11 protein-coding genes are annotated in these 12,777 nt (G+C 58.1%); 5 read left to right on the plus strand and 6 right to left on the minus strand.

Annotation, left to right across the window (positions count from 1 at the left end; translation table 11 throughout):
* Positions 1–58: 58 nt before the first annotated feature.
* The 4 genes from HMPREF2935_RS08055 to HMPREF2935_RS08070 all read right to left on the minus strand — a co-directional run bounded on the left by HMPREF2935_RS08055 (position 59) and on the right by HMPREF2935_RS08070 (position 4,993).
* Positions 59–2,737 carry an ABC transporter permease gene (locus HMPREF2935_RS08055; RefSeq protein WP_070732738.1) on the minus strand — a complete coding sequence of 893 codons (2,679 nt, stop codon included), beginning with the start codon at positions 2,735–2,737 and terminating at the stop codon, positions 59–61.
* Positions 2,738–2,740: 3 nt separating this feature from the next.
* Positions 2,741–3,445 carry an ABC transporter ATP-binding protein gene (locus tag HMPREF2935_RS08060; protein ID WP_070432576.1) on the minus strand — a complete coding sequence of 235 codons (705 nt, stop codon included), beginning with the start codon at positions 3,443–3,445 and terminating at the stop codon, positions 2,741–2,743.
* 3 nt (positions 3,446–3,448) lie between these two features.
* Positions 3,449–3,979 (minus strand): PadR family transcriptional regulator, encoded by a 531-nt coding sequence (locus HMPREF2935_RS08065; RefSeq protein ID WP_348967643.1) that lies wholly within the window; start codon positions 3,977–3,979, stop codon positions 3,449–3,451.
* 243 nt (positions 3,980–4,222) lie between these two features.
* The gene (locus HMPREF2935_RS08070; protein WP_070732969.1) at positions 4,223–4,993 is read right to left on the minus strand and encodes a M23 family metallopeptidase; all 771 of its coding nucleotides are present in this window, start codon (positions 4,991–4,993) and stop codon (positions 4,223–4,225) included.
* A gap of 457 nt (positions 4,994–5,450) precedes the next feature.
* On the opposite strand from HMPREF2935_RS08070, the gene HMPREF2935_RS08075 reads away from it, so the two are divergent.
* Genes HMPREF2935_RS08075 through purH form a run of 3 tightly spaced genes read left to right on the plus strand, consistent with a single transcriptional unit; the run spans position 5,451 to position 9,358 of the window.
* A complete protein-coding gene (locus HMPREF2935_RS08075) occupies positions 5,451–7,154 on the plus strand; it encodes a cell division protein PerM (protein ID WP_070455964.1) in 1,704 nt (567 codons plus the stop codon).
* A gap of 11 nt (positions 7,155–7,165) precedes the next feature.
* Positions 7,166–7,795: a phosphoribosylglycinamide formyltransferase gene (gene purN / locus HMPREF2935_RS08080; protein ID WP_061921242.1), complete on the plus strand. Its 630-nt coding sequence runs from the start codon at positions 7,166–7,168 to the stop codon at positions 7,793–7,795.
* Positions 7,796–7,822: 27 nt separating this feature from the next.
* On the plus strand, positions 7,823–9,358 hold the full coding sequence (gene purH / locus HMPREF2935_RS08085; protein WP_061921245.1) for a bifunctional phosphoribosylaminoimidazolecarboxamide formyltransferase/IMP cyclohydrolase: 1,536 nt from the start codon (positions 7,823–7,825) through the stop codon (positions 9,356–9,358).
* Between the two features lie 90 nt (positions 9,359–9,448).
* On the opposite strand, the gene HMPREF2935_RS13345 is transcribed toward purH, so the two are convergent.
* Entirely contained in the window at positions 9,449–9,664 is a 216-nt protein-coding gene (locus tag HMPREF2935_RS13345; RefSeq protein ID WP_061921248.1) for a flagellar basal body-associated FliL family protein, read from the minus strand.
* 420 nt (positions 9,665–10,084) lie between these two features.
* Between HMPREF2935_RS13345 and HMPREF2935_RS13600 the strand changes: the two genes are divergently transcribed.
* The gene (locus HMPREF2935_RS13600) at positions 10,085–10,864 is read left to right on the plus strand and encodes a hypothetical protein (RefSeq protein ID WP_246817809.1); all 780 of its coding nucleotides are present in this window, start codon (positions 10,085–10,087) and stop codon (positions 10,862–10,864) included.
* A 131-nt stretch (positions 10,865–10,995) separates the two neighbouring features.
* Positions 10,996–11,826: a hypothetical protein gene (locus HMPREF2935_RS08100; protein ID WP_246817810.1), complete on the plus strand. Its 831-nt coding sequence runs from the start codon at positions 10,996–10,998 to the stop codon at positions 11,824–11,826.
* On the opposite strand, the gene HMPREF2935_RS08105 is transcribed toward HMPREF2935_RS08100, so the two are convergent.
* On the minus strand, positions 11,823–12,614 hold the full coding sequence (locus tag HMPREF2935_RS08105; protein ID WP_062041572.1) for a hypothetical protein: 792 nt from the start codon (positions 12,612–12,614) through the stop codon (positions 11,823–11,825). The two genes, HMPREF2935_RS08100 and HMPREF2935_RS08105, sit on opposite strands and share 4 nt — an antisense overlap.
* Positions 12,615–12,777 lie beyond the last annotated feature (163 nt).

Here is a 12,777-nt window from a genome sequence, read left to right on the forward strand (position 1 = left end):
GTACCTAGACTTGGTACAGGCCTTGCGTTCGGGTCAATTTGCTGTTGTGGCTCTTGGGCTAATCGTTTTGTTCAGCCTCGACTGCACTTAAGCGCCGGTGCACCAACCAGGAACCGCCCGCACCAAGCAAAGGCACTATGAACACGCCCGCAAGTTGCCACCAGTCCATGCTGTAGAGATCTCCCTGATAGAACAGCTCGTTTGCTTCGGGCCTGCCTGACCGCGGCACACGAATCATGATGATTCCAATAATCTCGCCGACGATGAAACCGAGCGTCATGCCGATCGTGCCAACCAACCACGTGCGCCAAGCGGCGACCTTCGGCATGAGGGAAGGTTCTGCACCCAAAGACTCAAAGAGCTTTCCGCTGCGGCGTAGCGCTGCCGCGGAGTTGGCGATGATGAGCACTAACAAGATGAAGCCGATGCCCCATAGGGCAATGGCAGGGGCGTATTCCTTTGCCTTGCTCGTGGTCTTTGTGAAGGAAATCTCGTATTCGCCGCCGGTAGCGTTTTCTACGGCTTCTTCAATTTCCTTCTGTTGGCTGCGCTCCAAAGTCTTATCGAAGACAATCGCCGTGCCGATTCGGGAGGAGGAGATCTTTAGCTTCTTTGCCGCCGCAGGGCTAACCAACCTGAGATCGCGGCCCAACGCGGGAAGCGCCTCGACCGCAGGCAGCGTAGCGCTAACCTCTTCGCGCGGTTCGGTTTGGCCCTGTGGGGTCCGAACAGCGGTGAACTCGGCATGGTCGCGCCCATCGAGGTGGCTGTTATGGGTCAAGACAACTCCGCCCTTACGGAGTGTATCTGCCGCCGCTTGGCGGTCAGCATCGCTGTCGAAGTTCCAGAGGTCGAGCGTTTCGGGCGTTGCTTCTAGCGTGCGGCCATAGCGAGTGAAGGCGCTAGACGGGAACCACGTCATCATGTCATGCAGACAATTCTGCCGTGCTTCTCCAGACTCATCGGTCCTGCGGCCATCTTTGTCGATGAAGGTAGCCTGCTCGACAGAGTCGTTGTAGGAAGTCTGCTCGCAGGTGTAGTCATATTCCATCTCGAGAGCAATATTTGGAATGGAAGAACCAGGAATAGAGGTGGAATTCCAATCGGTATATCCAAAAGTCTCAAGGGGCTTGCCAGGCTGCAGTGCAAGCGCACTATCGATGGCTCGCTGTTCCACCTTGTTGGCCGGTGCGCCCAAGTTCTTTTGATAATCCGTGCTTCTGACTATTGCTGAGGTGGAGGGATTTACTACCGTGTCCACCTTGTCCCACCATGCTTCGTCACTGCGAACGCCTACGGAACCCGCGGCCGCAGCTAAGGTTACGGCGATGAGCGCGATAGCGGTTGGGACCGTATGGAATCCACGTCGCATGAGATCGCGGCTGGCAATCCGCAAAGCGAGGCCGTGGTGACTGCATACGCGTGCGGTGGCATATACCAGCGCGGGAACGCTTGCGGCTGTGGCGAGGAAAGCCAGCAGGATGAGCAGTGAATAGATTGACTTACCGAATGGGGTAAGCAGCGCGATGAGGATAACGGGCAATGCGACAGGGCCGTATGCCATTTCCTTGCGCCAGTTGAGGATGCGATCCGGCATGCCGCCGTGGAGGGAGGGTGCAAGCGCCTGGCGGGCGGCGAGCCACGCGGGCACCAGAGCGGCGGCCGTGGAAGCAACAATTGCGATAGCCCAGAGTGCAAGTGGATAAAGCAGTGGAACATCGAGCTTTACTCCAGGAAAACGCAGTGCCCCGATGGCATAGCTGCCTGCGAGTCCGAGCACTGCGCCGCTCGTGGCGCCGAGCAGGCCTGTGAAGAAGCCATAGGCTAATACGGCTGTAGCGATGTGCTTTGGTTGTGCGCCCTGTGCTGCCATGAGTGCGTACATGCGTGTATTCCGGCGCAAAGCGAAGCTAAACACTGGCGCGATAAGTGCAAGGAGCAGCGTAACCGCAAAAGCAAAAGAACTGGCGATGGCGATGAAGCTTAAGAAGGCTTCAAAATTTAGGTGGACGCCGCTATCGATTATCGTTGCTTCAGATAAAGATTTGTCGTAAATGCTAAAGCCTGCCGACTGCACCCGTGCGATGTCATTTTGGTTGAGCACGGTACCGCCCACGATGGCCCACGTAGCTTGCTCCGGGTGCTGGGCCAAGAACTCCGTGTTCGTAAGGACTGGTGCCGTGGCATAGCTCCTACCGCCGGGGATGATGCCCGCGACCTTTGCCTCCGATAAGCCGCCAGGGGTAGGGGAACTTATGCTGACAACATCACCTTTGTGTACTCCTAATGAACGCGCATCTGCATAGGACAAGATGAGCGTTCCCTCGTCGGGGTGCGCGGAATCGATGAGGGGTTGAGCTTTAGTGGGCGGTAAAGCACTGTCGAATTGGGTGATCTGGATATTGGAGTGCTTTGAATCGTGCTGAACTCCCACGGTGACGGGCCCAAAAATCGGGGAGGGGCGCAGGTCACCAGGCAAGATTTCTTCTGCGCGGGAAGCAAAACCCGCTGCAGGTTCCAGGTGCACCGCTTTTGTATCTTCTGAAGCCGCCACGCCAATCGTGCGCGGATTGCTTGAAAATACGTTGTGGAACCTATCGCCATTGACGCCCAGTATGCCCAGGCACACCAAAACGGCGACGGGAAGTGCAACCAATGCCACCCCGGCTAGGCTGCGCCAGCGATGGGCCAACATGTCGCGATAGGTGGGGCGGGCGGCGGCTAAAAGAGCAGACATTGACTAATGCTCCTTTCCGCTGAGGACGCCATCGCGCATCATTACAACGGAGTCGGCCCATGCGGCGAAACGTGGCTCATGGGTAACGAGAAGCCCGGCGGCGCCGGCGTCGATGCGAGAGCGCAGCACCTTCATGACTTCTTCGCTGGTGGCGGTATCGAGCGCGCCGGTCGGCTCATCCGCGAGCAATACCTGGCGCGGGCCAATGAGTGCACGGGCGATTGCGGCCCTTTGCGCCTGACCGCCTGAGATTTCCTCAGGGAAGCGGTCAGCGACATTTTCCAGGCCTACTTCCGCAAGCGCAATTTCAGCGGCCTCGCGGCACTTCTTAGGGCTAACGCCATCTAATTCAAGGGGTAGGGTGACGTTCTCACCGATGCTGAGGGTGGGCACCAAGCTGAAGTCCTGGAAGACGAAACCTAGGTTCCGGCGGCGCAACTGAGCGGCAGCAGATTTGGACAGCCCCGCAGCATCCTCGCCGTTGACAAGCACGCGTCCAGAGGTCGGTGGCAGCAGGAGCCCAGCGACGTTGAGCAACGTGGACTTGCCGGAACCAGAAGGGCCCATGATGGCGATGAGCTTGCCGGGATGAAGCTGCAGGTTTGCCTCCTTAAGTGCGGTAACTTGGCGCGCACCAGAGCCGAACTCGCGGGAGACATTATGAAGCTCAAGTGGTAAAGGGTGGGTGGTTTCTTCGCTGTTATGCATGGTCTATTCCTCTGGTTGATTGGAAGTAGAAGCGGAGGTGTGGGGATTTAGAGCCTCAGCCCGGTCGAGCCACCGCAGCAGTGCTTCAAGGTCAAAGATTTCGCGTTCGAGGGCCAGCCGCGTGGCGCTGCGGGTTTCAGGTAATTCGGCGGCCTGCTGGTTTAGAAGCCGAAGCTGCTTCAGGGTGGCAAAGCGCTGGGCATCCAGAATTTCAATGGCATCGACGTCGCTGCGTTGGGCAGCGAGCGCTACCTTGAGGACGAGTTCATCTCTTTCGAGCGCATGCTTGGCGACGCCCCGCGTCCACCAGTCCGCAAGCTCCGCACGGCCTTGTGTAGTGATGCGATAGGTCGTGGCATGCCTGCCCGTGGGGCCTACGGCTGTGCCGTGCTCCTCGATGAAGTTGTCTCTTTCGAGTCGTTTTAGCGTTTGTGCAACTTGGCCGATGTTGAGTGGCCATAGTCCATCCAGCGCTTCCGCGAAGTGGCTTTGCAGCATGCTGGCGGTAGCTGGCTCAGCGCTAAGGAGCGACAAGAGAGAATGTTTAATGGACATATTTCCTGCCAGGGGGATGGATATAGATTTTGGAAAGTTGCCGGTCAAGCCGATAGTAATCATTGATTACCGGGTAACCTATAGCGTAGCTTACTGGGTAAGTAATGCGGCGGCAAGGGTGGGTGGCCAAAACCACGAAAGCGGCAACAGGAAGCGAAGTCCTGTTACCGCTTAAACCAGGTGAGAAGGAGGGGGGAAGAAGGAATTTTAAAGGCTAGTGCTTTAGGAGATGTTGATTCCGCGGGCTGCGAACCAAGAGATTGGGTCAACTGCGCCCTGGCCTGCTGGGTGAATCTCGAAGTGCAGGTGGGAACCAGTGGAAAAGCCCATCGAACCCATGCCGGCAATCTTCTGGCCGGCGTGCACGCGCTCGCCAACTGCAACGTCCAGGGTCTGCATGTGGCCGTAGACGGTCATGGAGCCGTCATCGTGCTTGATGCGGATCCACTGGCCGAAACCGGAAGCTGGGCCGGAATCGATGACGGTGCCGTCCATAGCGGCGAGGATTGGGGTACCGACAGCGTTAGCGATGTCGATGCCAGAGTGGAAGGAGCCCCATCGTGGTCCGAATCCGGAGGTGAAAGTGCCCTCGGCTGGGCGAACGACGGATGGTGCGCGGGATGCTTCATCGGCAGCAGCACGTGCCTCAGATGCCTGAACTGCCTTATCCAGCTGAGTGGAAAGATCTGCTACCGGCTTTGCCTCGGCAACGTTCAGGATCTGTGGGGCAGCGGCGGCAGCTTCCTCGGCGGCAGCCTGGGCGCCATTCTGAACGTCCTGCAGGGCGTCAGACTCGGTAGCAAGGTTGTAGTCGACGGTCTGCGCCTTCATGCCGGCATTGTCTGCCTGAAGGTTGGCAGCTGCTGCGCCACCGACACCTGCGGTGGACACAGCTCCTGCAGCGACGGTCACCAGTGCTAGACGACCTTTCGCAGTCTGCGAGGTGGCGATCTGGCGGTGACGGCCGGCGTTCCGCTGAGTCTTGCTTCGCATGATTTCTTCTTCCATTGTCTTCACAATCCGCCAACCGCACCTGCACTAGAAACCAAAAAAGTAAGCGTTACGTCTTTGGGCGGTTGGTTACTGGATTGTGACCTTCCTGTTACCAACGAGATGTAACAGTAGCGTCTCGAAATAATAACAGCAAGCCGTTATGGAAATTTTTCGACCTTTTCGGTGAAATTAGCTGGACAGGGGCCTGAAAGGGTTTGTGTCACACTTTAGGTAGAGCTAGCGATAATCGCAATTGGCCAGTATAGACGGTGTATGTTTGCTCAGAGTGCACGGTCATCACGGTAGCGTTAATGGTTGCTTTCCGTTCCATACAGTATATATTGCGCTGTTGTGCGCCTGAGCTAGCACCTTAAGGTTAGTGCGAAGTGCCGCCAATTCAGCTTGTTATCGTCGCGCCAACCCAAAATGGACGATGGGCCATGGCAAAGTGGACGCGATGAACAAAAACACCAGCCCTCAAACGCGGTCGGCTTCCCGTTCGCGCGCGCAAGTGCGCGGGCGCGGTGGCGCCGGCTCATCCAAACCAGCTGCACGCGTGGCCAACAAGGTTGGCTCCCAGGCGCGCGCCCGTCGAGCTACCGCGCCTACCACTTTGGCCGGGCGCATCCGCCGAATGCTGTGGACGGTGGCAATCCCTAACGCCGTCGTGGTGTTGGTAGTGCTTGCAGTGGCATTGGCGGCGCTGCTTTTAACAAGCTCGCCTTTGGCATGGCTGCCCACGATCGTTGCCGAAGCGTGGATGGTGTTTAACCTCGCGCCGATTTCGGCAGGCGGAATTGAGCTTTCCGTTTTACCGCTGCTGCCCGCAGGAATCTTATCCTTAATTGTCGGGCGCCGGATCCGTCAGGCGATCAAGCATAAGGTCAGCATCAAAGATCTTTTGGTCCTCTTAGGCTGTGTTGTCGGTGTGCCGTTGCTTCTCACGATCATCGCGTGGCTGATGTTGTGGGACGCCGGCAAGGTATTTGACGTCTCGCCGCCTAATTTCTTCGTGGTCTTGCCGCGCATGCTTCTGCTACATCTGTCGGCGCTGGCCGGTGGCATGGGTTCGCGCTTGTGGAAGGCATTGGCCAAACGTTTCGGTATGCCGCGCATGCTTGTCGACGCCGCGCAAGTAGCGCTGCGTTACCTCGGTGTGCTTTTTGCTGCCTCGGCAGTAGTGTGCCTCATCGTCGCCATTGTGGGCTGGTCCCGTCAGAGCGAGATGATGAATGCGTACCCGAGCATCGATGGCTTGGGTGGATTCCTGCTCTACCTGATTAGCGCTCTGTATATCCCAAACGCAGTTATCGGCACAGGCGGCATTCTGTCTGGTTCTGAATTCCAGTTCGGCCCGGAAAGCAGCATCAGCCTGTTTAGCATCCACATGGTTTCCTTGCCGCCGCTGCCAATCGTGGGCGTAGTTCCTTCTTCCATTGCGCCTTGGGCGGTGGGCCTTCTCGTTGTTCCGATCGCCTCGGCCATCTATGTGGTCTGGCGCGCACGCCGCCACGTGAACTTTTTCTTTGCGGTCGCTGCGAGCGCCTTTGTTGCTTTCTTTACCTTGCTTTTGAGCTACTTTGTTTCCGGCGTGCTTGGCATCTATGGCGCAACGGGCCTAAACGTGTGGACTGCAACGGGTCTCGTGGCGCTATGGTTTGCGGCAATCGCATTGGGCTTTGCCTGTGCCTTCGCAATCGGCGCCTGGCATGCATCCCGCAACGCCTCGGCAGCAGCCGCCGCAGAATCCGACAAGGCTGAGGAAGCTGCGGCGGACGCTGCATTTGCAGAAGCCGAAGCAGAAGAAGCTGAAGTGGAAGACGCTGAAGCTGAAGAAACTGCGCCAAACACTTCCGAAGGTGCCGTGGCGGAATCGATTAAACCGGATGCTGCAAGTGAAAATGCCACGGGTGAGGAATCGGCCGAAGAGGAGCCTGTGCCGGAAGAACCAATGGGTGCCCCTGAAGGGGAGTCGGTTGCAGACGCTCCAGAAGATGATGAGGCTGATGAAACAGCTGTAGAAAAGGCAAACGAATCGGCCGAAGAAGCAGCCGAAGAAGCAGCGGAAGAAACGGCAAAGTCCGCCGATTCTGGGGTAGAAGCGGAAGTCATCGACGGCGAAATTGTCGAAGAATTCCCGCAGGAGCCTCACAAGGACTAGGCTTATGTCCCGTGACTTCACAGCATCAGCCACAAGGCGAAACCGTCCGCACCTCCCGTCCGATTGAAATCGTCGTTCTGGTCTCCGGAACCGGCTCACTCCTGCAAGCCATCATCGATGCGCAGGATGAGAACTATCGTGTGGTCAAGGTCGTCGCTGACGTTCCTTGTCAGGGGGTAGAGCGCGCGAAAGCTGCTGGTATTGAAGCAGAAGTAGTAGAGATGGGTGCAGACCGCGCCGAATGGAATAAACGTCTGGTTGCCGCAGTAGAAGCTGCGCAACCAGACGTTGTTGTTTCGGCTGGTTTCATGAAGATTCTGGGCGCAGATTTCCTCGCCCGCTTCGAAGGGCGCACCATCAATACTCACCCGGCTTTGCTTCCGTCCTTCAAGGGCGCACACGGTGTCCGTGACGCGCTCGAGTACGGAGTGAAGGTCACAGGTTCAACCGTCCACTTTGTTGATGCCGGTGTAGATACCGGTCGCATCATTGCCCAGGAGCCAGTCTTGGTTCGGCAGGATGATGATGAGGCTTCGCTGCACGAGCGCATCAAGGTGGTCGAGCGCCAACTCATCGTTAAAGTCTTGCGCGCCGTTCAGGTAGCGCAGGATGCCAACGCAACCATTTCGATTCAGCTCTAAGACTTTTAGGAAGGCTTTCTCCGCACCATGAGCGATGACCGTAAGCAGATCAAGCGCGCGCTGATTAGCGTCTATGACAAGACTGGGCTCGAGGATCTCGCCCGCTCCCTCGACGCTGCCGGCGTTGAGATTGTGTCCACCGGTTCCACCGCCGCCAAGATTGCAGACCTTGGCATCAACGTCACCCCAGTGGAAAAGCTCACTGGCTTCCCGGAGTGCCTCGAAGGCCGCGTGAAAACCCTGCACCCGAAGGTTCACGCTGGCATTTTGGCGGATACCCGCAAGTCGGATCACCTCTCTCAGTTAGAAGAGCTGGGTGTGGAGGCATTCCAGCTGGTCGTGGTGAACCTGTACCCATTCCGTGAGACCGTTGCTTCCGGCGCGGACTTCGATGGCTGCGTTGAGCAGATCGACATCGGAGGCCCATCCATGGTTCGTGCGGCAGCGAAGAACCACCCATCCGTGGCCATCGTTGTGGACCCGGCTCGTTACGGCGACGTCGCAGAGGCTGCAAAGAAGGGCGGCTTCACCTTGGAGGAGCGCCGCGGCCTGGCACGCGATGCATTCCTGCACACCGCTGATTACGATGCCGCTGTTTCCCAGTGGTTCGTCGATCAGCTCGGCGGTGAGGGCGCTACCACCACCTTGCGCTACGGCGAGAACTCCCACCAGTCCGCGACCGTTACCCGCGATGGCTCCGGCAAGGGCCTGGCTAACGCGCAGCAGCTGAACGGCAAAGAGATGTCCTACAACAACTACCAGGACGCTGACGCCGCATGGCGTGCTGCATGGGATCACGAGCGTCCGTGCGTTGCCATCATCAAGCACGCCAACCCGTGCGGTATCGCCGTGTCTGATGAGTCCATCGCTGCGGCACACCGCGCCGCGCATGCGTGCGACCCGCTCTCCGCATTCGGCGGCGTCATCGCAGTAAACCGCGAGGTCAGCGTCGAGATGGCCGAGCAGGTCAAGGACATCTTCACCGAGGTCATCGTCGCTCCGTCTTACGAGGATGGCGCGGTGGATATCCTCAAGGAGAAGAAGAACCTCCGCATCCTTGTTGCCGAGCACGAGGCTCCGGCAGAGGAAATCAAGCACATCTCCGGTGGCGTCCTGCGCCAGGAGCCGGATACTTACCAGGCCGAGGGCGATAAGCCGGAGAACTGGCAGCTGGTTGCTGGTAACGCGCTTTCCGACGCCGACCTAGCTGAGCTCGAGTTCGCATGGCGCGCAGTGCGCTCAGTTAAGTCCAACGCCATCCTGCTGACCAAGGACAACGCCGCTGTGGGCGTGGGCATGGGCCAGGTCAACCGCGTTGACTCCGCGAAGCTGGCGGTCGAGCGCGCTAACACGCTTGCCGACGGCGCGAACCGCACCGCGGGTGCTTTCGCTGCTTCGGATGCCTTCTTCCCGTTTGCTGATGGCCTGGAGGTTCTGCTCGACGCTGGCGTCAAGGCCGTCGTCCAGCCGGGCGGCTCCATTCGTGACGAAGTGGTCATCGAGGCCGCCAAGCAGGCCGGCGTGACCATGTACTTCACCGGCACTCGCCACTTCTTCCACTAATTCGCTATCGCGAATTAGTACGTTGCGCCGCTAATTAGGCGCAGCGCTAATTGGCTGAGGGGCCTGGCAACTTATGGTTGCTGGGCCCCTTTAGACGTTTTCGGATGGAACGTCGCTCATGGTCGTTGGCGCAGTTGAGGCTGGCGTCGAGGTTGGCGTTGACACCGTGTCTGCTGGGGCGTCTGGAATGTCTTTTGGCAGCAGGAAATATGCCGCGGCGCCTAAGACAATGGCGAGGAAGAGGAAGGCGGCAATCAGACCGATGATTGCGCCGCTAATCAATCCTTTGCCGTTGCGCGCTGGCATTTGCGCGCCGAAGTTATTAGGTTGCGTAGCCGATGCTGGGTGCGCGGGGTTCGTACCGGGGGCAAAAGATCCGGAACCAAATTGTGGCGATGATTGTGGCGCAGAAAACTGCGGGGAGCCAAACTGGGGCGATGAATTAGGACGCGAGTTATTAGGCTGCGAGCCAAAACCTGGATAGTTCGTCATAGGGATTTCTAAAACGGCCTTTCCTCAACAAAGACAGTGGCGAATCACATAAGCAGTGATAGCAATAGTGACAATGTAACCGAAGTTTTGGCTACTTCGCCCACTACCAAGGAAATTTCCCCAGATCCGCCTACTTCGGGTGAGTTCTGCACAAAAATTAGCTGGTCGAAGGGCATACGTGTGCCATAATCAGAAATCTAAGTAACTACCATATCCCTGCATATAGGAGACGTTTTGTCTGGCGAAAACAACGGCTTTGGCCCTTACCAAGGCGCAAACGAAGCACCCAATACCAACCCTTGGGCAAAACAGTCAGGCGGGCAGAACGCGGCGGATCAACCACAACAGCAATTCCCGCAAGGCTACTCACAGCAGGGGTCCCCGCCGCAGGACTATGGGCAATACGAGCTGTCCAACATGGGGTCACCATTTGCTGGTGACTCCGCGCCGTACTATGCGCAAGGCGGATACAGTCAGCAGTATGGTCCTGCGGATTACAGCCAGGCGGCGCCGGTGTACCAAGAAGAGCGCTCGAGCGGTACGAAGTGGGCAATCATCGCTCTCATTGTGCTTGCCGTCATCGCGCTCTGCGCTGCTTTGGCATTTTTCCTTCTCAAGGGCGGCAGCGATGAGAAGAACGCCAGCCCGATGCTGACAACCTCTGCAGAAGCAACCACCGAGGCGCCAACAACCGAAGAAACGACCAAGGCTCCGGAACGCCCAGCGTATCCCTCGCTTCCGGCCGGTGCGGTGGCCGCAAACGACGCAGCTATGTCTGGTGCTGCGGGCGGAGACCTGAACAACGTCTACCGTGATTCCACGATGACCTCTCCTGAGTTCGCCCGCGCCGTCCGCGATGCATATGTAGAGCATTTCCTAGATACCAAGGAATATAACGCGGTCATCACCGCATATAGCCCGGTTACTGGCATCAACTACACGATGGATTGCCGTGACAACGGCGAATATGTCACCTGCACCGGCGGCAACAACGCCATTGTTTACATCGTTTAATCGGCTCCGGCAGCGAGAGAGGACCCAACTAGATGAAGAAAAAGAACCTGTGCGGTCTGGGCCTACTATGCGTGGCTTTGGCCGCAAGTGCCTGCACGATCGGTGATGTGGAGGAAAGAGCGGAAGTTAGCATGACCACCAGCACGGATGTGGACCCGCGCCCCACTTTGAGCGGGCAGACGATGGTGCCCGATGCGGATGCTAAAGGCGATGGTGGAAAGTCTGACAAGGACCCGGCTCCTGCTGCAGCGAGGGGGAACGTCCAGGAAGCACTGCCGAAGATCGTCGAAGACGTTCAGAGCAAGTACGGCGGGAAAGCCGGAATCGCCGTTGCAGGTCAGGATGAGGTATATAGTGCCGGTATTTCTGAGCCGCGAGCCGCATGGTCTACCGCGAAGGTGCCGGTGGCAATTGCCGCGGAACGCGCTGGTTCTGCAGAACCAGCGATGGTCTCGCAGGCCATTACTTTTTCAGATAATGCGGCCGCAGAAAATCTCTGGCAATCCCTAGGCGGCGGGCAGTCTGCAGCTAGCGCCGCCAGCGCAGTTCTAGCGGAAGCAGGCTTAGACGTGCAAGTGCAGCCCACGGTTACCCGTCCGGGCTTTTCCGCCTTCGGGCAGACCCAATGGACAGTCGCTGATCAAGCGCGCTTTATAGGGCAGTTGGGTTGTATCGCACAGGGCAGCGGAGTGCTCACTGCTATGGCTGCCTCTGATCCTGCCCAAAGCTATGGCTTAGGCAGCCTCGATAATTCATCTTTTAAGGGCGGTTGGGGCCCAGATACAAACGGCGCCTATGAAGCACGGCAGATGGGCACGGTAGAGCTCAACGGTAAGAAGGTTGCGGTGGCTATTTACGCGACGTCGCCAAGCGGTGCCTATGGCTCGGCACAACAAATGCTCAGCGCCTTGGCCACCGAACTCGCGGGTGCGAAGGTCCAGTGGCCCAAGGCCGCTTGCTAGTTGGCGCTCCAGACGGTGCTGAACTGGCCGGTGTCTAGCTTGCTCGAGTCATAAGAGGTGCTGTCTGGGATGATTGTGAACTCGCTGCCATTAATCAGCAGCTGGCTGACATCGTTGAAGGTAGCGGTGTACGAAGTGCCGCTACCTGAGGCAGTGCCAACGGCCGGGCCGCTGGACCAATTGCCGCGGTAGACCAAGCCGGAGCCTTCGTCACAGATGACGACGTGCGCCTGTGGCGCGGACTTCTTGGCCGCGTACACGGCCTCGCCGCCGTTGCACTGCGCGCCGGAGATTCCGTCCCAGCCATTGGCGCTAAGCCCTGCCGGATAATCCTTGCGCTGCGTAGTGGTGTGGGTTTGCTGGCGCGGCTGCTGCCTTTGCTGATAGCGCGGCGAATTATTCTGCGCCGGGGAAGAAGAATCCTGGGTAGGCGTAGGATCAGACTCGGTTTCTTCCGTGGTCGTGACGGGTTCTTCCGAAACCTCCGTCGACGGCGGTGCCAGAGCGACAGGTGGCTGCTGAGCCTCGTCGCTCTTCTTATCCGCCCAGACCACGCCGCCGCCAATCAGCATGGCCAGGATGACTGCCAAGATGCACAGGATCGGAACCCAGTTTCGCGAGGGCCGCGCGGCGGGCGCTGTAAATCCCATCGGCTGCGTCGACTGGTAGCGGCCATTTGGGTCGGTATAGGGATTCTGCTCGCCAAATGGGGATTGCGACTGCGCGCCCGAGTACATATTCGTGGGCAGCGAAGGGTAGTGATTTGGGCCTTGGTTAGGGTTGGTCATTGCATCCTTCGGCAAAGAAATCGGCGATAGGAAATAAATACAGGCAGCAACTTAAAAGTTTCCGAGTAGTTACAAATAGTAGCTGCCTTCTACGAGCGGTTATGCTACCCCACAAGCGGGGTAGATAGGGCGATTCTTAGAACCTGCATCTACATCGGGTGTG

The sequence above is a fragment of the Corynebacterium sp. HMSC076D02 genome, assembly GCF_001813815.1.
GTDB lineage: Bacteria > Actinomycetota > Actinomycetes > Mycobacteriales > Mycobacteriaceae > Corynebacterium > Corynebacterium simulans.

What these genes read in the sequence shown, in the direction of transcription:
- HMPREF2935_RS08055 (WP_070732738.1), bottom strand. Translation starts at nt 2,737, where the DNA reads ATGTCTGCTCTTTTAGCCGCCGCCCGCCCCACCTATCGCGACATGTTG.
- HMPREF2935_RS08060 (WP_070432576.1), bottom strand. Translation starts at nt 3,445, where the DNA reads ATGCATAACAGCGAAGAAACCACCCACCCTTTACCACTTGAGCTTCAT.
- HMPREF2935_RS08070 (WP_070732969.1), bottom strand. Translation starts at nt 4,993, where the DNA reads ATGCGAAGCAAGACTCAGCGGAACGCCGGCCGTCACCGCCAGATCGCC.
- HMPREF2935_RS08075 (WP_070455964.1), top strand. Translation starts at nt 5,451, where the DNA reads ATGAACAAAAACACCAGCCCTCAAACGCGGTCGGCTTCCCGTTCGCGC.
- purH (WP_061921245.1), top strand. Translation starts at nt 7,823, where the DNA reads ATGAGCGATGACCGTAAGCAGATCAAGCGCGCGCTGATTAGCGTCTAT.
- HMPREF2935_RS13345 (WP_061921248.1), bottom strand. Translation starts at nt 9,664, where the DNA reads ATGCCAGCGCGCAACGGCAAAGGATTGATTAGCGGCGCAATCATCGGT.
- HMPREF2935_RS08100 (WP_246817810.1), top strand. Translation starts at nt 10,996, where the DNA reads ATGACCACCAGCACGGATGTGGACCCGCGCCCCACTTTGAGCGGGCAG.
- HMPREF2935_RS08105 (WP_062041572.1), bottom strand. Translation starts at nt 12,614, where the DNA reads ATGACCAACCCTAACCAAGGCCCAAATCACTACCCTTCGCTGCCCACG.